The organism is Methylovirgula ligni (genome assembly GCF_004135935.1).
Taxonomy (GTDB): domain Bacteria; phylum Pseudomonadota; class Alphaproteobacteria; order Rhizobiales; family Beijerinckiaceae; genus Methylovirgula; species Methylovirgula ligni.
In genome coordinates, this window is record NZ_CP025086.1 from 2,331,931 (window position 1) to 2,353,806 (window position 21,876).

The following is a 21,876-nucleotide window of genomic DNA, read 5'->3' on the forward strand; positions in this document are numbered from 1 at the left end:
GAGGATATGAGAGGGGCGGCCAGTCGATGGTCGCCCCTTTTTACCAGGCGCCGGCTTCGACCCCGCGAAACGACGGCGCGAACTTCCGCACCAGGGCGCGCTCGGAATCGACATTCACCTTGCGATAGATGCGCTGCTTGTAATTCTTGATTACGCCTTTGCTGATTTTCAGCGTCTGGGCGATCTGGCCGGTCGTGCGGCCGTTCATGATAAGCCCGAAAATATCGCGTTCGCGGGGCGTGAGTTCGACCGGGGCGGCGAAATCCTCTGCGGCAACCCGCAGCGAGGAATTGTGCGGTTCGAGCACAAACAGGCGCCCGTGCGGCGCCAGCGGAAAATCACCGCGCAAAGCCTCGAATTTCAGAACGCAGCCATCCAGCGACCGCGTCTGGCCGTGTTCGCAAGCGGAGAATTCGCCGAGCAAGCTGGTGAGGGCGCCATCCGCCGCGACCGCGTCGGCCCAGGCATCGTTCGCATAGACATCGATCCCGAAGCGATCCTGAATCAGCAGCGGCTTGTTGGCCAGTCCGCTCAATTCCAGATCGCTGCCATTGTGTAGATTGGCGAGCATCCAGCTCATATGCGCGCGGTGGCAGCCTTCGAGGGCCGGGAAGACCAGCCGAGCGCGTTCAACGTCAGAGCGCGAGAATTGTCCCTGTTCGCGCTCGAGAAAAAGGCCGTAGCAATCATTCCCCACCGTCGGCAGGAAAACGCTCATCTCGTCGGAAATATTGGCGTTGGGCAGGAAGATACGGCTGTAAGCCTCCGTCCGCATCGAGGACGCTTTGGCTTCGGCGAGCATGATGACGCCGGCGCGGCCCTGGTCCTGCCAAAAATCCGAGAAGGGGTCGATCTCCGAATAGCTGTGGCTATACGTGCTGACGACTTCTTCGGCGACATTGTGCGTGAACAGCACTTGCGGCGTCGTGGCGCGCGAGAAGCGAATGATCCAGCACGACTCATGTCGGATGCTGGCGCCGAAGAGATCGACGAGCTCGTGATGGAATTCCCGCGAGCCGATCGACTTCGCCACCTGTCCGAGCCTGTTGAACCACTCCCTGTCGTTGAGACGCAGCAGCGGCTTATCGGCGTTTCCCGTCATACCTGTCGTTTGCGACATGGCTCCAATCCTGGAATTGGAATTTATTCCAAGAGAAAAGGACAGCTCGGCGGCTTTTTCAATGGCAACTTGCGTAAAGGGCATTGCCGGCGGCCGAATTCTGTCGAGCGGGGAGCAAATTGGGTGCCAAATGCCCGATGATCGTCGAATAATTGGAGCGCGCGGGCGCCGCGACACGCGCAAGAATTCTCCTATACCGGCTGCCGCATGGCTGAGGCGCTGCCGCAATTATGTTGCTATCTCAATCGGATAAAGCATGGGTTCTTGGAAAGGAGCGCCAATGATCTCGGCGACGTCGGACTGCAGTGCTGGGCGTTTTAGGGGCAGGGGGGGGATTCTCATGGCCCTGGTCGTGCTCGCGGCGCTGATGCCTGCGGCGGCGCCAATGCCCGCAGGGGCGGCAGAAAGCGCTTTTCATGCTTTTCTTGAGTCGCTCTGGCCGCGGGCGGCGGCGCGAGGCGTCAGCCGTGCGACGTTCACGCAGACAATTGCCGACATCACCGAGGATCCGTCAGTGCCGGTGGCGGTCGGCAAGCAGCCGGAATTCGAGCGGCTTCTGTCCGCCTATTTCAAAGAGGCTGTCTCGCCGACGCGGATCGCGCGCGGCCGCGCCCTGGCTGGTACCTATCGTAGCGAACTTGAGACTGTCGTGCGCCGCTATGGCGTTCCTTCGGGCATTCTGCTTGCGGCGTGGGGGATGGAGAGCGATTTCGGCCGCGACCGCGGCAACAAGGATGTCGTGCGCTCCCTGGCCACACTCGCCTTTCATCCCCGCGATACCGACATTTTCGTCAACGAGTTCGTCAGCGCGCTCGTCATTCTGGAGCAGGGGCGTCTGCCGCGCGGCCGTCTTATCGGTTCCTGGGCGGGCGCCATGGGCGATCCGCAATTCATGCCCTCGGCCTATCTCAAATATGCCGTGAGCTATCGCGAAACGGGCGCGCCGGATATCTGGAACAATCCCGCCGATACGCTTGCCTCGATCGGGCATTTTTTGCGTGCCTCCGGCTGGAATCCGGCTTTGCCGTGGGGTGTCGAAGTTGTCCTGCCGGAGAATTTCGCCTTCAAGACCCTGCATGCTGATTTTCGCGACTTCGCCGCGGCGGGAGTCAAAGCGGCGAACGGGCGGGCACTGCCACAGGGCAGGGCGACTTTGTTCCTCCCCGCCGGCGCCAGCGGCCCGGCCTTTTTGCTCAGCGACAATTATTGGGTTCTGAAGGCCTATAACAATTCCGACTCTTACGCGCTGTCTCTCGCCTGTCTCGGCGACCGCATCGAAGGGCGAAGCGGGCTGCACAGAGCGTGGCCGAAAAATCAGACGCTCTTCAGCCGTTCCGAAAAGCTCGAAATCCAGAAGCTGCTGGCGAAGCTCAATCTTTATCGCGGCACGTTCGACGGTAAATTCGGCCAGGCCTCACGCGACGCGATCCATGCCTTTCAGATCGAGGCAGGCGACGCGCCCGCAGACGGCGCGGCGCGCGCCGATCTGCTCACGCGCCTGCACGCGGCGGCGCGATAATCAAAACCGCGCGGCGATCATCTGCCAGAGATGTGCGAGCCCGTGTTTCGGCGTCTCGCCGTCCGGCGTGATCGAGACGGTTGCTGTGCGGCCGGAGACGAGGCTCTCGCCGGTTGGCACGGCATCGAGCTTGATGCGCACGGGGACGCGCTGCGCCAAGCGCACCCAGGAGAATGTGGGATTGATGTTGGCCAGAAGATTGGAGCCTTCGCTGCGCTCACGATCGACGATGCCGCCGGAGATACTCTCAACATGGCCGGTGAGATCGCGCGTATCGCCCATCAGCCGGATCGTGGCGCGGCTGCCGACATGGATACGCGGCAATTTCGTTTCCTCGAAATAGCCTTCGACGCGCAGCGTGTCTTCGTCGATCAGGGCCATCGCACCTTGACCGGTGGAAATATAGGTGCCAGGGCGCAGGCCCATATTAGTGATCATTCCATTGACGGAGGCGCGCACCTCCGAGCGGGCGAGATTGAGCTTGGCGAGATCGCGCGCGGCGACAGCCTGATCGTATCCAGCTCTCGCGGATTCCGCGCTCGCCCTGGAGAGTTCGAGCTGTTGCTGGGTCACAGAGAGGTCCGTGAGCTTGCTGTAGCGGGCATAATCGGAGGCGGCCTGTATGTTTGCGGCATCTTTCGCCGCGACCTGCGCTTCGGCCTCGCGCAGCGCGATCTTGAAGCGCTCCGGGTCTATGCGGAAAAGGACATCTCCCTTCTTCACATGCTGATTGTCGCGCACGAGCACTTCGGACACGAGGCCGGAGACATCTGGTGCGATGATCGCGACATCCGTGCGTATCCGGCCGTCGCGCGTCCAGGGCGCGTCGATGTAATAATCCCAAAGGCCGATGCCGACGAAAATGGCCGCCACGACGGCAACCAGCGTCGTCAGTGCGCGCAAGGGCCAGGCAAATTTCCTCATGTGGTGAACTCTTGAGCGATGAATACGACAAGACCGAGGGTCACGACATAGAGCGCCAGGTCGAACAGGGCGCGATGCCAGACCAGATTGTAGAAGTGGCAGGCGGCGAGAATCCTGCGCAGCATCGCCGTGAGCGCGAAAGCGATCAGCATCCAGATTCCGAGCGTCGGAATGAAAACGCCAATGATGTCGAATTCGCCGCTCATGCCGCCATCTCCGGCTGGGCTGTCGATACAGGCGGATGATAGGGCAGGGCGTCGGGGAAAAGAGCACGCCGTAGCCCGTAGAGGCCAATCAATGCGGCATGAATGTCGGCCGAATTGCTGTAGGCAGCAGTCATTTCGAGGGCAGAATCAATATCGACCTTTAGTTTTTCGGGCGGATTTTCATCGGCCGTAGAAAAGTGCGCAGCCACCCCGCGCAGGACGCGCAGGACAGCTTCGTGGATGACGCCTGGAAGCCGCGGTTCCACGCGCCTCAACTCGGTGAGATTCATGCCGACGCGCACCTCGCCGATGAGCGAGACCGTCCACTCGGTTTCTTCCGGCGGCAGCGATGTGATCCGCATCGCGATGAGGCCGACGCGGTCGAGCATCAGCGCGGCAAGTTCAAGACTGTCCTGCGCGCGATCCGATAGCGCGGCCTTTGCGAGTTCGCGGCGGTTGAGGCGATGCAGCCGGCGGGCGGTAAACGTGGCTTCGACCGAACGCATCAGCAGCGTCACGATTGCGGCGATCCACATGCCGGCGATAATCGCAAAGGCGCCATTGGCAAAGCTGGCGAAATCGCCCGCATAATTATCCTGGATCGCGATCGTCGAGGCACCGAAAATGGCGGCGCTGACGCCCTGGAGCGCCCATTTTGGTTGCGTCATCGCAAGACCGCAGGCAATCAGTCCCGGCGCGAGCGCCAGAGCCAGCATTTCAAAATTGGTCGCCCGGGGAAGCAGAGCGAAAAGATAGATGGCCGCGCCCATGACGCCGATGATGCCGGCATTGGTGAATTTCATGATCTGCGGCGCCGGATCGTCGAGGCTCGAGAAAAAGCTGAAGGCGACCGCCGCCATCATCACGGCGGTTGCACCGTCCGGCCATGCTGTCGCAATCCAGATGACGCAGATGACGACGACGGTAACGAAGACGCCGGCCGCGGAAAGAAGTGCCGTCAGATAGTCGCGATGGCGAATTTCGCGCACCTGCGCAGTATAGCGATATTCAAGCCGTTCCGGCGCCGGAGCTGCGTTTTCGAGTGCGTCGCGGAGCTGCCGGAAATCCTCACGCAGATCGACGAAATCGCGCAGCCGTGCCGCAAGCGTTGTCACCGCAAGTTCGCGTCCGCCGGGCGCTTTGCCGAGCGGCGGGTCGGCGGCGTCGATGTCCCGGCGCAAAGCGGCAATTTCGTCCGCGTCATGCCGCCCGCTTGCAATCCATCTCCGCGTATCGTCGATCACGCGGCGCATCGGTTCCGGCATCGCCTTGACGCGTTCGAGAAGCGTGATGCGGTCCACAAGAGATGCGACAATCGGCAGATACATCAACATATGCTGGCGCAGCAAACTGAGCGTCCGGCTTGTGTCGCTTTGGGCTTCAGACTCGTGGCTCAGCGGAATGGCGAGCGCATCGAGCGCGATCGTTTCGGCGGCGAGATGAACGCGATCTTCATGGGCCTGCGTTTCGTCGACCTCGCCGCCCAATGCGCCGACGATCCAGGCGCGGGCATCCGTGGCCCAGCTATTGAAGCGATTAACGAGGACAGGCCGGACGGATTGCGGAAAGACAAGAGACGAGGCGAGGGTCGCGCAAAGGATGCCGAGCGTGATTTCTTCCACGCGCGAGACGGCCGTATCGAAGACGGTTCCGGGATCATCGACCACGGGAAAACCGATAATGGCGGCGGTATAGCCGGCCAGCATCGGCATGTAGGAGGCAGGCGTCCGGTCGAGGAGGGAAACGTAAAGGCAGGTAGCGATCCAGAGCGCCATGACCAAGGTCAGAAGCACCGGCGCGTTGACGAAGTTCGGCACCAGAGCAACGGCACCAACTGCGCCTAGCGCTGTGCCGCCGACACGGAAGATCGCCTTGGAGCGGGTCGCACCGGCGAAGATCTGGCTGGTGATGTAGACCGTGGTTAGTGCCCAATAGGGACGCGGCAGATCGATCCACATCGCAATATAAAGCGCGAGCAGCCCGGCGGCGAAAGTTCTGAGCGCGAAGAGCCAGTCGCGCGCAGCGAAGATGGGGAAGGGACTCGTCATCCGGCTCGGGCCCTGCGCGGAGGCGCAGCGCGCTCCGTCTCGGCGCCATTTTTGGCATGATCCTCGATGGCGCGGAAGACGCGGAGGCAGGCTTCAAAATCCTCGGCGGTGATATGAGCAAAGGCTTCGTCGCGCAGATGTCCGAGATCGCCTTCGATCCTGGCGAGCAGAAGTTTGCCGGAGGCCGTGAGATTCAGGAGTTTGGCGCGGCGGTCGCTCGGATCTTCGCGGCGCTCGATCAATCCCATCGCACTGAGATGGTCGAGATGGCGCACGAGCGTCGGCCCCTCGACACCGATGGCGTCGGCCAGTGCTGTCTGCGTGAGCGTCCCGAGGCGACCAATAAGGATGAGGGGAATAGCCACGGCATCCGAGAGGCCATGCACCTTGGAAACGCCATCGGCGAGGCGCCGCCAGAGCCGGCTCTTCAAAAGCATTTCATGGGTGAACGCCAGGCGTAACCGGCACAATTCCTTCGAGGCCGCCACCAGCGCTCCTCCAACAGGCATTAAATTAGTTAGCAAGCTAATAATTAGCAAACGATGTGTCAAGGTTTGCGCAGGCGGTCGCCACGGGCTTGACCGTTGGGGGAAGAAGCAGGCCGTGCCGTTGTGGGGGGAGCCCGCGTCAGGGCACGTCGCCTAGCATAAGGGCAGGATGCGAGCAGTAAGAGCGAGTTTTGTGCGGCGCGGCGATTGCTTGGTGTCTGCCACATTCCTAAGCTAGAGAGCGCCACTCCGCGCGAACCACGCGCCCATCACCGGAACCCGCTGTTGACCATCTCCGCTGCAATTCATCACGTCACGCATTACCGCTATGACCGTCCGATCGGCCTCGGGCCGCAGACGATCCGGCTGCGTCCGGCTCCACATTGCCGCACCAAGATCACGAGCTATTCGCTGAAGGTTTCGCCGCCGGATCACTTCATCAACTGGCAGCAGGATCCGCATGGCAATTGGCTGGCGCGGCTCGTCTTTCCCGAAAAGACCGAGGAATTGAAGATCGAGGTCGATCTGACGGCTGAGCTTGCCATCATCAACCCGTTCGACTTTTTCATCGAACCTTATGCCGAGCAATTTCCCTTCGCTTACGAGCCGGACCTGAAAAAGGAGCTGACGCCCTACCTCGAAGCTGAGCCCGTTGGGCCGCGCCTTGCCGAATATGTTGCGGGGCTGCCGAAGGGTCCGGTCCGGACGATCCCCTTTCTCGTCGATCTCAATGCCGATCTGCAGCAGGCGACCCGCTATGTGATCCGCATGGAGCCCGGCGTGCAGCCGCCGGAGGAGACGCTGGCGCTCGCCTCCGGGTCCTGCCGCGACTCGGCCTGGCTGCTCGTGCAGATTTTGCGCAATCTCGGCCTCGCGGCGCGCTTCGTCTCCGGCTATCTCATCCAGTTGCGCGCCGATATCGATCCGCTCGAAGGGCCGAAGGGCACCCAGCACGATTTCACCGATCTCCATGCCTGGGCCGAGGTCTATATTCCCGGCGCGGGCTGGGTCGGCATGGACGTGACCTCCGGGCTTTTCTGCGGCGAGGGCCACATTCCGCTCTGCGCCACGCCGCATTATCGCTCCGCGGCGCCGATCTCCGGCGCCGTCGAACCGGCGCATGTCGATTTTGCCTTCGAGATGAATGTCACCCGTGTCGCCGAGGCGCCGCGCATCACCTTGCCCTTCTCGGAAGAGGCATGGGACAGGCTCGATGCGCTCGGCAAGCAGATCGATGCCGATCTCGTCGCGCAGGATGCGAGGCTGACGATGGGCGGCGAGCCGACGTTCGTATCGGTCGATGATTTCGAGGCGGCCGAGTGGAACACCGCCGCCGTCGGACCGACGAAGCGCAGCCGCGCCGATGACCTGATCCGCCGCCTGCGGGCGCGCTTCGCGCCGGGCGGCATGCTGCATTACGGGCAGGGCAAATGGTATCCCGGCGAGACATTGCCGCGCTGGGCGTTTGCCCTTTATTGGCGCAAGGACGGCAGGCCGATCTGGAAAGACCCTTCGTTGATCGCCCCCGTGCCGGTAACGCGCACGGCGGAAGAGATTCAGACGTCCCCGCGCGACGAAGCGGCGGAGGAGGTGCTGCGCGGAAAGGCCGAGAAGCTCACGGCGGGGATCGCCGAGCGGCTCGGCGTCGACAAGGATTGCGTCCTTGCCGCCTATGAGGATCCGACGACCTGGCTCGTGAAGGAAGGCAATCTGCCCGAGAACACCGACCCGCTCGATCCGAAGATGGAAGATGCCGAGGAGCGCAACCGGATGATCCGCACGTTCGCGCGCGGGCTGACGACGGCGACGGGCTTCGTGCTTCCGGTGCAGCGCTGGAACGCGCAGGCATCCACGCAGTCGCGCTGGGCGAGCGAGCGTTGGAAGCTGCGGCGCGGACGGCTGTTCCTCGTGCCCGGCGACTCGCCCGTCGGCTATCGGTTGCCCTTGTCCTCGTTGCCCTGGGTGCCGCCGGCCTCCTATCCGTTCATCGTCGCGCAGGACCCGCTGGAGGATCGTGACTCGCTGCCCGATCCGGTCGAACTCGGCCAGCAATTCGAGCGCGTCGCCGAAAGCGGCGGGCAGCAGGAACGCGTCGAGCAGCACATTGTAGAGGGCGCGGTGCGCACCGCTCTCTCGGTTGAGCCGCGCGACGGCATTCTCTGCGTATTCATGCCGCCGGTCGAAAAGCTCGCCGACTATCTCGAACTCCTCGCCGCCACCGAGGCGAGCGCAGCCGCGCTCAAGACGCCGGTCCACATCGAGGGCTATCCGCCGCCCTTCGACCCGCGTCTCGATGTCATCAAGGTCACGCCCGATCCCGGCGTCATCGAGGTCAACGTCCATCCCGCCAAAAGCTGGGAGGCGGCGGTCGCGACGACACGCGGGCTTTATGAAGACGCGCGCCAGTCGCGGCTCGGCGCCGAGAAATTCATGACCGACGGCCGCCATACCGGCACCGGCGGCGGCAATCATATCGTCTTCGGCGGGCCTACGCCGGGGGATTCGCCGTTCCTGCGCCGGCCCGACATGCTGAAGAGCGTCGTGCTCTATTGGCAACGCCACCCCGCGCTCTCCTATCTTTTCTCCGGCCTGTTCATCGGTCCGACAAGTCAGGCGCCGCGCTTCGACGAGGCACGGCACGACCAGCTCTATGAACTGGAGATCGCGCTGGCGAGCGTGCCGAAGCGCGAGGATCATGCGCCGCTGTGGATCGTCGACCGGCTGTTTCGCAATCTGCTTGTCGACTCGACCGGCAATACGCATCGCACCGAGATCTGTATCGACAAGCTCTATTCGCCGGATGGGCCGACAGGCCGTCTCGGCCTCGTCGAATTCCGCTCGTTTGAAATGCCGCCGGACGCGCGCATGAGCCTCTCACAGCAATTATTGCTGCGCGGCCTGCTCGCCTGGTTCTGGCAGGCACCGCAGAACGGCGAATTCGTCCGCTGGGGCACGGCGTTGCACGACCGTTTCATGCTGCCGCATTTCGTCTGGCAGAATTTCCTCGAAGTGCTTGGTGATCTGAAGCGCGCCGGCTACGATTTCGACCCGCTGTGGTTCGAGGCGCAGCGCGAATTCCGCTTTCCGGTTTATGGCGTTGTCGAGGCGGGCGGCGTGCGGCTCGAACTGCGCCAGGCGCTGGAGCCCTGGCATGTGTTGGGCGAGGAGGGGGCGGTCGGCGGCACGGTGCGCTATGTCGATTCCTCCGTCGAGCGCCTGCAGGTCAAGTGCAATGGTCTTATCGACGGCCGTCATGTCATCGCCTGCAACGGCCGCCAACTGCCGATGACTCCCACCGGCACGTTCGGCGAGGCGGTCGCGGGTGTGCGCTACAAGGCATGGAAGCCGGCGCACGGCCTGCATCCGACGCTGCCGGTCGATGCGCCGCTGACCTTCGATGTCATCGACACGTGGACCGGCCGCTCGCTCGGCGGCTGCGTCTATCATGTCGCCCATCCGGGCGGGCGCAATTACGATACGTTTCCGATCAACAGCTACGAGGCCGAGGCGCGTCGCCTGGCGCGTTTCCAGGGGCATGGGCATACGCCCGGCGCCATCGAAGTTCCGCGCCCGGAGCGCTCAGGCGAATTTCCGCTGACTCTGGATTTGCGGAGGCACTAGCTGTCATTGCAAGCGAAGCGAAGCAATCTAGACTCCGTTTCTGGATTGCTTCGTCGCTTTGCTCCTCGCAATGACGAGCTTTGATCCTTCTTGTTTGCGCCGCCGTTCTCAGCGCTGGCCGACATTCACATTGCCGCTTGAGCCTGCGGCCGTCACGTGCATCCCGTCGCGGATGTTGATCGGTGGGTTGAGGATGATCTTGTCCTCCGGCTTGAGGCCGGTGAGGACATCGACCTCCGCGCCGTTGTCGGCGAGCAGGTTGAGCTGGCGGATGCGGACGATGCCGTCGTCGTAAACCGCGGCGGTGAGTCCGTTCTTGTTGAAGATCAACGCCTGCGCGGGGATCGAGATCACCGGCTGTGCGCGCGGAATGAAAAGCCGGACCGTGCAGTAGAGGCCGGGGAACAAGGTTCCGTCGGAATTGTCGACATCAACCTCGGTCAGCCGCGTGCGCGTGCCGGGGGTTAGCGCATTGGCATTGCGCGCCACGGTGCCGTGGAAGACGCGCCCCGGAATCTCTGGAACGCGGATTTCCGCCGATGCCCCATCCTTCAAGCTGAAGACGGCGTCCTGCGGCACGTAGATCTGCGTGCGCAGCACCTCGCTGTGGGCGATGTCGAACAAGGCCGTGCCGGTCGATTGGTCGGCGGTGACGAGACTGCCGACATCGACGTGGCGCTGGGTGATGAAGCCGCCGAAGGGCGCCACGACCTTTTCGAAGCCGGTCAATTCCTTCAGCCGCGAGACCTGTGCCTCGCCCGCCTTGAGATTGGCCTGCGCGACCTGCACCGCGGCGGCTTGACCCTGATAGGTCAGCCGGTCGGTATCGCCCTGCTGCTTGGTCTGCCAGCCCTGGACGACGAGGGTCTGCGTCCGCTGGTTGGTGACATTGGCAAGCTGCGAATTCGATTGTGCCTGAGCTATCGCCGCCTGCAATTGCGCGACCTGGGCCTCGGCCTGCAAAAGCTGCTGGTCGAGGTCCGGCGCCGCGATGACGGCGAGCACGTCGCCCACCTTCACTTCGCTGCCGATATCGACATTGCGCTTGGCGATATAGCCGGTGGCGCGGGCATAGACGGTGGCGGCGTCAAACGCTTCGGTGCTGCCGGGCAGATCGAGCACGCGCGGCGCGGAATTGACGCCAACCGTGGCGATGCGCACCACGGGCACGCTATCTTCCTGCTGCTTCTCCGTATCGAGCGCGGCTTCACGCCGCTGCGCATGGTTGAAAGCGCCATAGGCGACAAGACCGGCCAAAACGAGCAGGGCGGCGAGGACAATCAGACCGAGACGGCGCGGCCGCGCCCCATGCGGCGGATCGCTCGCGTCCGGAGCCGGCGTGCTGGTCTTCTGGACTTCATCGCGCATCAGGCGAGATCCTTATCTGCGAAAATTGCTTGATCTGCGAAAATCATATGAGCGGAAGCGGTGCGCATCAGGCAGGCTCCCCGTCCGGCTCATGCGGCGCCGTCTGCTCGAACCGGCCGATAATAGAATATAACCACGGCACGAACAAAAGGGTCGTGAGCGTGCCGATCATCACGCCGCCGATCACGGCGCGCGCCAACACCGCGTTTTGCTCCTCGCCCGCCGCGCCGATGGCCATCGGGATCATGCCGACGATCATCGCTGCCGCCGTCATCAGCACCGGGCGGATACGGGTGCGCCCTGCGGCGCGGGCGGCGTCCAGCGCGCTCAATCCCTCGCGGCGCTGCTCGCGCGCGAAGGTGACGAGCAGGATCGAATTGGCCGAGGCGACACCGATCGACATGATCGCGCCCATCAGCGACGGTACACTGATCGTCGTCCCCGTCACATAAAGCAAGAGCAGAATACCGGCGCCGGCGCCGGGCAGCGCAAGGATGATCGCCAGCGGATCGAGGAAGCTCTGGTAGTTCACCACCATCAGCAGATAAACGAAGACGGCGGCAAACAGCAGTCCGAGCGTCAGATTGTGAAACGCCGAGTTCATGCTGTCGATCTGGCCGCGAACGACGAATGTGTTGCCGGGTTTCAATTGCGGCCCGAGATCGGCAAGGATTTTGTCGATGCTCTTGGCGACGCCGCCGAGATCGCTGTCCTGCACGCTGGCATAGATGTCGTAGAGCGGTTGGATGTTGGCGTGGTTGAACACCGACTGGATGTAGCGCCGCTGGACGGAAGCGACATTGCCGAGGATGTTCGGCACCGGCACCGCGGTCGAGGCCATGCTGACGACGGGCGTATTGTTGAGGTCGTTGAGGCTCGAGATGCGATATTCCGGCGTCTGCACGGCGAAATAATAGGGGATGCCATTCTTCGGATCGGTCCAGAAATTCGGCGACACCTGTTCGGATGAACTCAGGCTGATGTTGAGATTGTTGGCGATGCTGTTGACGTTGAGCCCGATCTCCTGGGCGCGGATACGGTCGACAGAATAATAGAGCTCCGGCGCATCGAGCTCCTGCTGGATATGCACATCGACGAGGCCCGGCACTTTGGCCATGCGCTGCTGGAGCGCTTTGGCGACCTCCTGATTGCCGGCGCGGTCGGGGCCCTGCAGCGCGACGTCGATCTGCGAAGGGATGCCGAAATTAAGGATTTGCGTCACCATATCCGCGGGCTGCGAGTAGAACAGGACGTTCGGAAAAGCCTTGGTCAGATCGCGGCGCAGCGTCTTCACGATACCGGCCGTCGGCGGGTGACCTTCCTTCAAGGCGATCTGGATCGTGCCGTCATTGACGCCGATGGCCGAGCCGTCGGTGAAGGCGAGATTATAGACGCGGGCCGGCAGGCCGATATTGTCGAGGATAAGGTCGAGATATTGCGGCGGAACATCCTTGCGGACACGGTCCTCGATCTCCTGGAAAATCGCTTCCGTTGCCTCGATCCGCGTGCGCGCCGGGGCGCGGACGTGCAATTGGATGAGGCCGGTATCGACCTGCGGAAAGAAGTCGGCGCCGACCTGCGTCATCAGGAAAGCCGCGCCGCCGATGACGCCAAGCGCGATGAGCGGCACGACGATGCGGCTGTGCAGCACATGCTCAAGAACGTAGGTGTAGCCTTCACGAAAGCGATCGAAGCCGGCGTTGAACCTGTCGTGGAACCGGCTGAGCCAGGAGCTCTGGCCGGCGTCATGCTGCGCCTGTTCCGTCCGCAGCAGGGTGCGGATGATGATCGGCGTCAGCGTCCGTGACAGGACATAAGACGCCAGCATGGCGAAGGCGACAGCCATGCCCAGCGGAGTAAACAGGAATCGCGCCGCGCCTTGCAAGAAGAACACCGAGACGAAGACCGAGCAGATTGCCAGAGTCGAAACGAGTGTTGGCAGGGCGATGCCGGCGGAGCCGTGCAGCACCGCATCGTCGAATTCCATATGCTCTTCGAAAAGACGATGCGTGTTCTCGATCGCCACGGTCGAATCGTCGACGAGGATGCCGACGGCGAGCGCGAGGCCGCCGAGCGTCATCGTGTTGATCGTCTGGCCGAGTGCCGAGAAAATGGCGATCGAGGAGAGAATCGAGAGAGGGATCGAGATCATCACGATCAGGGTCGAGCGCCACGAGCCGAGGAAGATGAGGATCATCAATGCCGTGAGGCCGGCGGCAATGGCGCCCTCGCGCAACACGCTGGCGATGGCCTCGCTGACGAAGACCGACTGATCGAACAGGACATGCATCTCCATGCCGGGCGGCGCGGCCTTGAGGAGATTTGGAATCGCCGCCTTCACCGCATTGACGACATCGAGAGTCGAGGCATCGCCGTTCTTGATGATCGTCAGCAGCACCGAGCGCCGTCCATTGGCGCGGACGATGTTCTGCTGCACCGCCCAGCCGTCGCGAACATGCGCGACATCGCCGAGCCGTATGGTCGTCCCGCCGATCTGGCGCAGCGGCAGCCGGTTGAGCGCGCTGATGCTCTCGGCCATGGCGTTGAGGCTGACGATATATTGCTTGTTGCCGATCTTGGCGTCGCCGGAGGGCAGGGTGAGGCTCTGCGCGTTGACGGCGGTAAGAACATCGCTCGGCGTCAGCCCGTTGGCCCGCAGCGCATCCGGGTTGAGATCGACCATGATCTGGCGGTATTTGCCGCCGTAGGGGGTGGGCAGGGTGATGCCCTGAATCGGCGCCAGCGCCTGACGCAGGCTGTAGATGCCATAATCATAGAGCTGCTGCTCGTTCATCCGGTCGGAGCTGAGGCTCAATTGCAGGACGGGCACGCTCGAGGCGTTGAATTGCACGATGATCGGCGGGTTGATGCCCGGCGGCATCAGGGCGCGGATGGCGTTCGTGGCCGAGACGATCTGCGCAATGGCGAGATCGATGCTGACGCCGGGCTGGAAGAAGATCTTCTGGACGGCGATGCCCGACAGCGTCTGCGATTCCATATCGCGGATGTTGTTGACGTTGGCGCTGATCGCATATTCGCTATAGGTCGTGACGCGGGCTTCCATCTCCTGCGGCGTCAGGCCGGTATATTGCCAGATGATCGTGACGACCGGGATGTTGATGACCGGAAATATGTCCTTGGGGGTGGAGAAGATCGCGCTGATGCCGAGAAACAGAATCGCCAGCGCCATCACGTAGAACGTGTGCGGAAATCGCAAGGCGAAGCGAACGATACCCATTCCTGCTCCGTTCGGATTAGGCTCTGGTCAGAGGGTGTAGAAGGGCGCTTCGGCGCAGGGCGCAAGAAGCCGGACCGCCGAGCCCGCGGCAGCCACGGGGCCGCAATGTAATTGCATCGCAGCGGTTCTGCTTGTTCGTTCTTGCTCCATCGGAACCAGAGGCCACGGCAAAATCTCAATAAAGCAAAATCTCAATAAAATTGAGAACCTGGCCCGCTCACCTCATCGTGAATATCATTGAACTTGCGGTATATGCCGCCATATTACGATTACAACAAGCTTGGCGGGAAACGGTTCGAGAGGGCAATGAGACCCCCCCGTTGCTCTGGACGTGTCCATGATTTCTGACTTCGGCTTGCCGCAGCTTGGTTATACGCCTGCACATATTATCCAGCGCCGACCCGCCGCGTGGTGCGGGTTGCGCGCCGAGGCCATCGAGCTCCTCGAATCCCAGCCCTATGAATATGCATTTCAAGCGCCTGTCCACCTGTTGATCATGGCCGAGCGCTCCGAGCGCTCCGATGGCGAGACGTGCCTCGAAGGCTTGCCGCGATCGCGATTGCGGGAATTGTCACGGCGGATGACCTTCGTGCCCGCGGGCCATTGTTTTCGCGGCTGGCAGAAGCCGCGCGTGATGACCCGCGTGAATCTCTTTTACATTGATCCACGCGGTCCCTGCCTCGATCCCGAGCTCGGCTTTGATCGTACCGAATTCCAGCCGCGGCTGTTCTTCTTCGACCCGGATCTCTGGGCGACGGCGCTCAAGCTCAAGGCGCAGATCACCGCGCCCAGTGCCGTCTCAAGCCCCTATGTCGAGGCGCTCGGCGAGGTTCTGTGCCATGAACTGATCCGCCTCAACGGCACGAAGGTGCCGCCGCGCGCGGGCCGCCAGACTGGCCTTGCGCCCTGGCAGGAGAAACGGGTCGCCGACTATATCGAGGCACGGCTCGACGGGCGGCTGACGATCGCCGATATGGCGGCGTGCGTGCATCTCAGCCCGTTCCATTTTTCGCGTGCCTTCAAACAATCCTTCGGCATGCCGCCGCACCGCTATCACATGATGCGTCGCGTGGAGGCGGCCAAGGCGCTGCTCAACACGACGAAAACGCCGATGACGGAAATCGCGCTGCGGCTCGGCTTCAGCGAGGCGAGTTCGCTCAGCGCCGGCTTCCGCCGCATGACGGGCGTGAGCCCCAGCGCTTATCGGCGGATCGCGGGCTGAGAGGATAGGCTTTACTGCTGTTGCGCGGCGGCCTGCTGTTGCTGCTGGCGTTCGAGCACCTGGAAGGCTTCCCTCACGTTGGGCATTAGGCCCTCGCCGCCGCCGGCGAGATGAACGAAGACCTGCTTTTGCATCCGCGAATTCCAGAATTTCGCAATATGGTCCGCGACGCCGGCGACCTCCTTATCGTGCCCCTGTGTGGCGAAGAAGCTGCCGATCTGGTTGGCCATATAGATCAGCCGTTCGAGCGTGTGCGACGTGGAATGCGTATCATGCGACATTTGATGCGGCCTGGCGGGAGGTTTCAGTCAATCTCTCGGGGTGAGTGAATACTTCAAAGTCCTGCCGCCGGGCGACGGCGATAAGCGTCATCCCCGCTTCGTCGGCGAGGCGGATCGCCGCCGCAGTCGGGGCGGAGACGGCGACAAGCACGGGCGCGTTGAGCCGCGCGGCCTTCTGGATCAGTTCGATGGAAACGCGGCTGGTCATGAGCACGAGGCCGTCCGCGGCGGTGCGGCCGGCGCGAACGAGGGCGCCGACAAGCTTGTCGAGCGCATTGTGGCGCCCGACGTCCTCGCGCAGGGCGATAAGGCCCTCGCGTTCGGTCCAGAAGCCGGCACCGTGGACCGCGTGCGTTTCCGCGTTCAGCACCTGCGCAGGGTCGAGGGAGGCCATCGCCGCGATGATCGCCTGCGACGAGAATTTCGTCGCCGCCGTCACCTGCGGCAGCGGCCGCATGGCCGCCTCCAGGCTTTCAATGCCGCAGAGGCCGCAGCCGGTCGGCCCCGCCATGCTGCGCCGGCGCTTGGCATAGGTCTCGGCGCGGTCGCCCTTCAGCCAGACACGCAGTTCGATGCCCAGCGGCGTCGGGACGATCTCAAGATTTTCGATCTCGCTGCGGTCTTCGATCAGTTCTTCAGTCAGCGCGAAGCCAACCGCGAAATCCTCAAGATCGGCGGGCGTCGCCATCATCACCGCATGGGTCGAGCCATTATAGGTGAAGGCAATCGCCTGCTCATCCGGGACGATGCGGGCCGTCGCGAAGGAGACGCCGCCGCGCTGCGCGAGGCAGGGAACACTGACCGCCGGGGCGGGCAGGGGTTCCGGGGCGTCCGTCTCGTCGCTCATTCCGCCGCATCGAGCGGATGCGCGATCCGCGAATTCTGCTCGGACATTTCCTGATATTCTTCCTGCCACTCGCTCGGCCCGTTGGAGGTCGCGACCTGAACGGCGGTGACCTTGTACTCGGGGCAATTCGTCGCCCAGTCCGAGAAATCGGTGGTGACGACATTGGCCTGGGTGAGCGGGTGGTGGAAGGTCGTGTAGACGACGCCGGGCGCTACGCGCTCGCTGATTTTCGCATGCAAGGTGGTCTCGCCGGCGCGGCTCTTCACCCTCACCCAGTCGCCGTCGCGGATGCCGCGATCCTCGGCGTCGTGCGGATGGATTTCGAGCACATCCTCGGGATGCCAGGACGAATTGGCGGTGCGCCGGGTCTGCGCGCCAACATTGTATTGCGACAGGATGCGGCCGGTCGTCAGCAGCAGCGGGAAGCGCGGGCCGATCTTTTCGTCCGTGGGAATATATTCGGTCAGCAGGAACTGGCCTTTGCCGCGCACGAAATGATCGATGTGCATGGTCGGCGTGCCGAGCGGCGCATCGCCATTGCACGGCCATTGCACCGAGCCGACTTCGTCGAGCAGTTTGTAGGAGACATTGGCGAAGGTCGGCGTCACCTTGGCGATCTCGTCCATGATATGGCCGGGATCCTTGTAGCGCATCTCGTAGCCAAGCGCCTTGGCGAGCATCATGGTGATCTGCCAATCCTCGTAGCCATTGCGCGGCGCCATCACCCGGCGCACACGCTGGATGCGGCGCTCGGCATTGGTGAAGGTGCCGTCCTTTTCGAGGAAGGTCGAGCCGGGCAAGAAGACATGCGCGTAATTCGCCGTCTCGTTGAGGAAGAGATCCTGAACAATGACGCATTCCATCGCGCCGAGACCGGCCGACATGTGATGCGTGTCGGGGTCGGATTGCAGAATGTCCTCGCCCTGGACGTACAGCGCCTTGAACGTGCCGTCGATCGCCGCGTCCATCATGTTCGGAATGCGCAGGCCGGGGTCGTTGTCCAGCTTCACGCCCCAGATCGACTCGAAGAGCTCGCGCACCGCGTCGTTGGAGACGTGCCGGTAGCCCGGAAATTCATGCGGGAAGGAGCCCATGTCGCAGGAGCCCTGGACATTGTTCTGCCCGCGCAGCGGGTTCACGCCGACGCCCTCGCGGCCGATATTGCCGGTCGCCATGGCGATGTTGGCGATGGCCATGACGGTGGTCGAGCCCTGGCTGTGCTCGGTGACGCCGAGGCCGTAATAGATCGCGGCATTGCCTCCCGTCGCATAGAGCCGGGCCGCGGCGCGGATCGTCTCGGCCGGCACGCCGGTGATCTTCGCGACGACCTCGGGGCTGTTGCGCTCCTCGGAGACGAATTTCGCCCAGGTAGAGAATTCGGCCGGGTCGCAACGTTCCTGCACGAAGGCTTCGTTGACGAGGCCCTCCGTCACGATGACATGCGCGAGGGCGTCGAGCATCGCGACATTAGTGCCGGGCCGCAGCGGCAGATGATAATCTGCCTTGATATGCGGCGACTTCACCAGATCGATTTGGCGCGGATCGATGACGATGAGCTTGGCGCCGGCACGCAGGCGCTTCTTCATATGCGAGCCGAAGACGGGATGCGCATCGGTCGGGTTGGCGCCGATCACCAGAACGACATCGGTATATTCGATGGAGTCGAATTCCTGCGTGCCTGCCGACGTGCCAAAGGCCTGACCGAGGCCGTAGCCGGTCGGTGAGTGGCAGACGCGCGCGCAAGTGTCGACATTGTTGTTGCCGAAGCCGGCGCGGACCAGCTCCTGCACGAGATAGGTTTCCTCGTTGGTGCAACGCGAGGAGGTGATGCCGCCGACGGAGGCGCGGCCGTATTTCGCCTGGATACGCTTGATCTCAGAGGCCGCATAATTGATCGCCTCGTCCCAGGAGACTTCACGCCAGGGATCGGAAATCTTTTCGCGGATCATCGGCTTGAGGACGCGATCCTTGTGGGTCGCATAACCCCAGGCGAAACGGCCCTTGACGCAGGAATGGCCGTGGTTGGCCTTGCCGTCCTTATAGGGGACCATGCGAACCAGTTCGTCGCCGCGCATCTCCGCCTTAAAGGTGCAGCCGACGCCGCAGTATGCACAGGTCGTGACGACCGAATGTTCCGGCTGGCCGATATCGTAGAGCGATTTCTCGGACAGCGTCGCGGTCGGGCAGGCCTGCACGCAGGCGCCGCAGGAAACGCATTCGGAATCGAAGAAATTCTCCATCTGGCCGGGCGAGATGCGGCTCTCGAAGCCGCGGCCGTCGACCGTCAGGGCGAACGTGCCTTGTGTTTCCTCGCAAGCGCGGACGCAGCGGTTGCAGACGATGCACTTCGACGCGTCGTAGGTGAAGTAAGGATTGGAAGTGTCTTTCTGGCTCTTGAGGTGATTCTCACCTTCGTAGCCGTAGCGGACTTCGCGCAGGCCGACGACGCCGGCCTGTGTCTGCAATTCGCAATTGCCGTTAGCGGCGCAGGTGAGGCAATCGAGCGGGTGGTCGGAGATATAAAGCTCCATCACGCCGTTGCGTAGATTCTTCAGTCGTGGCGTCTGCGTGTGGACGACCATGCCCGGCCCCACGGGCGTGGTGCAGGAGGCCGGCGTTCCGTTGCGGCCTTCGATCTCGACGAGACAGAGACGGCAGGAGCCGAAGGCATTGATGCTGTCGGTGGCGCAGAGCTTGGGGATCTGGTTGCCGATCTCCATCGCCGCGCGCATGATCGAGGTTCCGGCCGGCACCGTCACTTTCGCGCCGTCGATCGTCAGCTCGACGGTCTCGGCCGATTTCGAGGCGGGCGTGCCGTAATCGATCTCATGGATGAGAGACATTATGTTCTCCTCATTCCGCCGCGATCGCCGCGTGGGGTTTGAAATCCTCAGGGTAGTGACGCATTGCACTCAGGACGGGATAGGGGGCAAAGCCTCCCAGCGCGCAAAGCGATCCGAACTTCATCGTCTGACAAAGATCTTCCAAAAGCCTTAGATTGGCTTCGACATGGATACCTGCCAGGATCTTGTCGATCACTTCCTGGCCGCGCGTCGAGCCTATCCGGCAGGGCGTGCACTTGCCGCAGCTCTCGATCGCGCAGAATTCCATCGCGAACCGCGCCATCGTGAGCATGTCGACCGTATCATCGAAAACGACGATGCCGCCGTGGCCGATCAGGCCGTCCTTGGCCGCGAAGGCCTCATAATCGAAGGGCGTGTCAAAGAGGGCGGGCGGGAAATAGGCGCCGAGCGGGCCGCCGCATTGCACGGCGCGGACCGGACGGCCGGACGCGGTGCCGCCGCCAATGTCCTCGACGATCTCGCCGAGCGTCAGGCCGAAGGCGGTTTCGAACAGGCCGCCGTAGCGGATATTGCCGGCGAGTTGCAGCGGCATCGTCCCGCGCGAGCGGCCCATGCCGAAGTCGGCATAGGCTTTAGCGCCGTGCGCGAGAATGAAGGGCGCGGTCGCGAGCGAGAGCACGTTGTTGATGACAGTCGGCTTCTGGAAGAGGCCGTTGATCGCCGGCAGCGGCGGCTTGGCGCGCACCATGCCGCGGCGGCCTTCGAGGCTTTCGAGCAGGGCGGTTTCCTCGCCGCAAACATAAGCACCGGCGCCGACGCGCAGCTCGATGTCGAAGGCATGGCCGGAGCCGAGCACATCCTTGCCGAGATAACCGGCGGCGCGGGCGCGCTGGAGCGCCTCGTTAAAAGCCTTGATGCCGTGCGGATATTCGGAACGGCAATAGACGTAGCCCTTGGTCGCACCAACGGCGAGACCGCAGATGGTCATGCCTTCGATCAGCATGTAGGGATCGTCTTCGAGCACCATACGGTCGGCGAAGGTGCCGCTGTCGCCCTCGTCGCAATTGCAGACGACATATTTGCGGTCGGCCTTGGTGTCCGCGACCGTCTTCCATTTGACGCCCGTCGGGAAGCCGGCGCCGCCGCGGCCGCGCAGGCCGGATTTGGTGATTTCGTCGACGATGGCTGCGCTGCCAATCTCGATGGCGCGCTTCAGGCCGAGCCAGCCTTCATGCGCGGCGTAATCCTCCAGCGACACCGGATCGGTGATGCCGCTGCGGGCAAACGTCAGGCGCGTCTGGCGCTTGAGAAAGGGGTGATCTTCCGGCTTGCCGATCCGCAGTGCGTGCGTGCCGCCATCAAGGAAGCCGGCGTCGAACAATGCGGCGACATCCTTGAGTGTGACCGGGCCATAGGCGATGCGCCCCGCGGGCGTTTCGACCTCAATCAGCGGCTCCAGGAAGAACATGCCGCGCGAGCCGTTGCGGACGATCGATACATCCGCGCCACGGGCCTTGGCGGTCGCGACGATAGCGGCGGCAATCTTGTCGGCGCCGAGCGCCAGGGCAACGACGTCGCGAGGGACGAAAACGCGGGTCATACGCTCTCCGCCTCCTCGATCACGCTCACCAGTTTGTCGGCGGTGAGCGCCGCGATCGGCTCGTCATCGAAGAGCGCCGAAGGGCCGTTGGCGCAGAGGCCGAGACAATAAACCGGCTCGACCGTAATGGCGCCGTCCTGCGTCGTGCCATGCCAATCGACGCCGAGATCGGCGAGGCAATGGCGGGCGACCGATTCGCTTCCCCGCGCCTGGCACGCCTCGGCGCGGCAAATCTTCAGCACGTGCTTGCCAGCGGGTTCGCGGCGAAAGTCATGATAGAAGGTGAGGACGCCATGCACTTCGGCGCGCGACAGGTTGAGCGCGTTCGCGATCAGCGGCACGGCAGTATCGTCGACGAAGCCGAATTCCTCAACGAAAGCATGAAGGATAGGCAGCAGCGGCCCCTCGAGCGCGAGATGCGCGTCGATAATCTCCTGGGCCCGTTGCGCGTCTAGGACGGCTGGCATGTTTCCACCTAAATCTGCCCGGCGATCCTTCGTGCCGCCGACGCAAGCCGTGTCACGCCATAGCTTGAACTTTGCCTTGGCGCGCCGACCTTAGATTAAGTCAAAAAAAGCATGGTCCCGCCC

The 21,876-nt window shown here is 63.0% G+C and carries 15 protein-coding genes; 3 read left to right on the forward strand and 12 right to left on the reverse strand.

Annotated elements, in window-relative coordinates:
- Positions 1-40: 40 nt before the first annotated feature.
- On the reverse strand, positions 41-1,120 hold the full coding sequence (locus CWB41_RS11275; protein WP_245411278.1) for a helix-turn-helix domain-containing protein: 1,080 nt from the start codon (positions 1,118-1,120) through the stop codon (positions 41-43).
- Between the two features lie 340 nt (positions 1,121-1,460).
- Between CWB41_RS11275 and CWB41_RS11280 the strand changes: the two genes are divergently transcribed.
- Entirely contained in the window at positions 1,461-2,639 is a 1,179-nt protein-coding gene (locus tag CWB41_RS11280) for a lytic murein transglycosylase (RefSeq protein WP_245411277.1), read from the forward strand.
- Here CWB41_RS11280 and CWB41_RS11285 read toward each other — a convergent pair whose 3' ends face one another.
- The 4 genes from CWB41_RS11285 to CWB41_RS11300 are packed head-to-tail and all read right to left on the reverse strand — an operon-like array spanning position 2,640 to position 6,305.
- The gene (locus CWB41_RS11285; RefSeq protein ID WP_115836633.1) at positions 2,640-3,563 is read right to left on the reverse strand and encodes an efflux RND transporter periplasmic adaptor subunit; all 924 of its coding nucleotides are present in this window, start codon (positions 3,561-3,563) and stop codon (positions 2,640-2,642) included.
- The gene (locus CWB41_RS11290; RefSeq protein ID WP_115836632.1) at positions 3,560-3,769 is read right to left on the reverse strand and encodes a DUF1656 domain-containing protein; all 210 of its coding nucleotides are present in this window, start codon (positions 3,767-3,769) and stop codon (positions 3,560-3,562) included. The genes CWB41_RS11285 and CWB41_RS11290 overlap by 4 nt, the downstream gene beginning before the upstream one ends.
- Positions 3,766-5,817, reverse strand: coding sequence for an FUSC family protein (locus CWB41_RS11295; protein WP_115836631.1), 2,052 nt, complete (start codon positions 5,815-5,817; stop codon positions 3,766-3,768). Before CWB41_RS11295 ends, CWB41_RS11290 begins: the two co-directional genes overlap by 4 nt.
- Positions 5,814-6,305 carry a MarR family winged helix-turn-helix transcriptional regulator gene (locus CWB41_RS11300; RefSeq protein WP_245411276.1) on the reverse strand — a complete coding sequence of 164 codons (492 nt, stop codon included), beginning with the start codon at positions 6,303-6,305 and terminating at the stop codon, positions 5,814-5,816. The genes CWB41_RS11295 and CWB41_RS11300 overlap by 4 nt, the downstream gene beginning before the upstream one ends.
- A gap of 285 nt (positions 6,306-6,590) precedes the next feature.
- Between CWB41_RS11300 and CWB41_RS11305 the strand changes: the two genes are divergently transcribed.
- Complete coding sequence (locus tag CWB41_RS11305) at positions 6,591-9,926, forward strand: transglutaminase family protein (RefSeq protein ID WP_115836629.1); 3,336 nt, start codon at positions 6,591-6,593, stop codon at positions 9,924-9,926.
- Positions 9,927-10,034: 108 nt separating this feature from the next.
- On the opposite strand, the gene CWB41_RS11310 is transcribed toward CWB41_RS11305, so the two are convergent.
- Entirely contained in the window at positions 10,035-11,294 is a 1,260-nt protein-coding gene (locus tag CWB41_RS11310; RefSeq protein ID WP_115836628.1) for an efflux RND transporter periplasmic adaptor subunit, read from the reverse strand.
- 67 nt (positions 11,295-11,361) lie between these two features.
- Positions 11,362-14,532 carry an efflux RND transporter permease subunit gene (locus CWB41_RS11315; RefSeq protein ID WP_115836627.1) on the reverse strand — a complete coding sequence of 1,057 codons (3,171 nt, stop codon included), beginning with the start codon at positions 14,530-14,532 and terminating at the stop codon, positions 11,362-11,364.
- 337 nt (positions 14,533-14,869) lie between these two features.
- Here CWB41_RS11315 and CWB41_RS11320 point away from each other — a divergent pair, with 337 nt between their 5' ends.
- Positions 14,870-15,754, forward strand: coding sequence for a helix-turn-helix domain-containing protein (locus tag CWB41_RS11320; RefSeq protein WP_115836626.1), 885 nt, complete (start codon positions 14,870-14,872; stop codon positions 15,752-15,754).
- A gap of 11 nt (positions 15,755-15,765) precedes the next feature.
- Here the strand turns inward: CWB41_RS11320 and CWB41_RS11325 are convergent, their stop codons facing one another.
- The 5 genes from CWB41_RS11325 to CWB41_RS11345 are packed head-to-tail and all read right to left on the reverse strand — an operon-like array spanning position 15,766 to position 21,753.
- Complete coding sequence (locus tag CWB41_RS11325; RefSeq protein ID WP_115836625.1) at positions 15,766-16,035, reverse strand: formate dehydrogenase subunit delta; 270 nt, start codon at positions 16,033-16,035, stop codon at positions 15,766-15,768.
- Entirely contained in the window at positions 16,025-16,882 is an 858-nt protein-coding gene (fdhD, locus tag CWB41_RS11330; protein ID WP_115836624.1) for a formate dehydrogenase accessory sulfurtransferase FdhD, read from the reverse strand. Before fdhD ends, CWB41_RS11325 begins: the two co-directional genes overlap by 11 nt.
- Complete coding sequence (gene fdhF, locus CWB41_RS11335) at positions 16,879-19,725, reverse strand: formate dehydrogenase subunit alpha (protein WP_115836623.1); 2,847 nt, start codon at positions 19,723-19,725, stop codon at positions 16,879-16,881. The genes fdhD and fdhF overlap by 4 nt, the downstream gene beginning before the upstream one ends.
- Positions 19,726-19,735: 10 nt before the next feature.
- Positions 19,736-21,286, reverse strand: coding sequence for a formate dehydrogenase beta subunit (locus CWB41_RS11340; protein WP_115836622.1), 1,551 nt, complete (start codon positions 21,284-21,286; stop codon positions 19,736-19,738).
- Complete coding sequence (locus CWB41_RS11345) at positions 21,283-21,753, reverse strand: formate dehydrogenase subunit gamma (RefSeq protein WP_115836621.1); 471 nt, start codon at positions 21,751-21,753, stop codon at positions 21,283-21,285. The genes CWB41_RS11340 and CWB41_RS11345 overlap by 4 nt, the downstream gene beginning before the upstream one ends.
- Between the last annotated feature and the right edge of the window lie 123 nt (positions 21,754-21,876).

What these genes read in the sequence shown, in the direction of transcription:
- CWB41_RS11275 (WP_245411278.1), bottom strand. Translation starts at nt 1,120, where the DNA reads ATGTCGCAAACGACAGGTATGACGGGAAACGCCGATAAGCCGCTGCTG.
- CWB41_RS11280 (WP_245411277.1), top strand. Translation starts at nt 1,461, where the DNA reads ATGGCCCTGGTCGTGCTCGCGGCGCTGATGCCTGCGGCGGCGCCAATG.
- CWB41_RS11285 (WP_115836633.1), bottom strand. Translation starts at nt 3,563, where the DNA reads ATGAGGAAATTTGCCTGGCCCTTGCGCGCACTGACGACGCTGGTTGCC.
- CWB41_RS11290 (WP_115836632.1), bottom strand. Translation starts at nt 3,769, where the DNA reads ATGAGCGGCGAATTCGACATCATTGGCGTTTTCATTCCGACGCTCGGA.
- CWB41_RS11295 (WP_115836631.1), bottom strand. Translation starts at nt 5,817, where the DNA reads ATGACGAGTCCCTTCCCCATCTTCGCTGCGCGCGACTGGCTCTTCGCG.
- CWB41_RS11310 (WP_115836628.1), bottom strand. Translation starts at nt 11,294, where the DNA reads ATGCGCGATGAAGTCCAGAAGACCAGCACGCCGGCTCCGGACGCGAGC.
- CWB41_RS11315 (WP_115836627.1), bottom strand. Translation starts at nt 14,532, where the DNA reads ATGGGTATCGTTCGCTTCGCCTTGCGATTTCCGCACACGTTCTACGTG.
- CWB41_RS11320 (WP_115836626.1), top strand. Translation starts at nt 14,870, where the DNA reads ATGATTTCTGACTTCGGCTTGCCGCAGCTTGGTTATACGCCTGCACAT.
- CWB41_RS11325 (WP_115836625.1), bottom strand. Translation starts at nt 16,035, where the DNA reads ATGTCGCATGATACGCATTCCACGTCGCACACGCTCGAACGGCTGATC.
- fdhD (WP_115836624.1), bottom strand. Translation starts at nt 16,882, where the DNA reads ATGAGCGACGAGACGGACGCCCCGGAACCCCTGCCCGCCCCGGCGGTC.
- fdhF (WP_115836623.1), bottom strand. Translation starts at nt 19,725, where the DNA reads ATGTCTCTCATCCATGAGATCGATTACGGCACGCCCGCCTCGAAATCG.
- CWB41_RS11340 (WP_115836622.1), bottom strand. Translation starts at nt 21,286, where the DNA reads ATGACCCGCGTTTTCGTCCCTCGCGACGTCGTTGCCCTGGCGCTCGGC.
- CWB41_RS11345 (WP_115836621.1), bottom strand. Translation starts at nt 21,753, where the DNA reads ATGCCAGCCGTCCTAGACGCGCAACGGGCCCAGGAGATTATCGACGCG.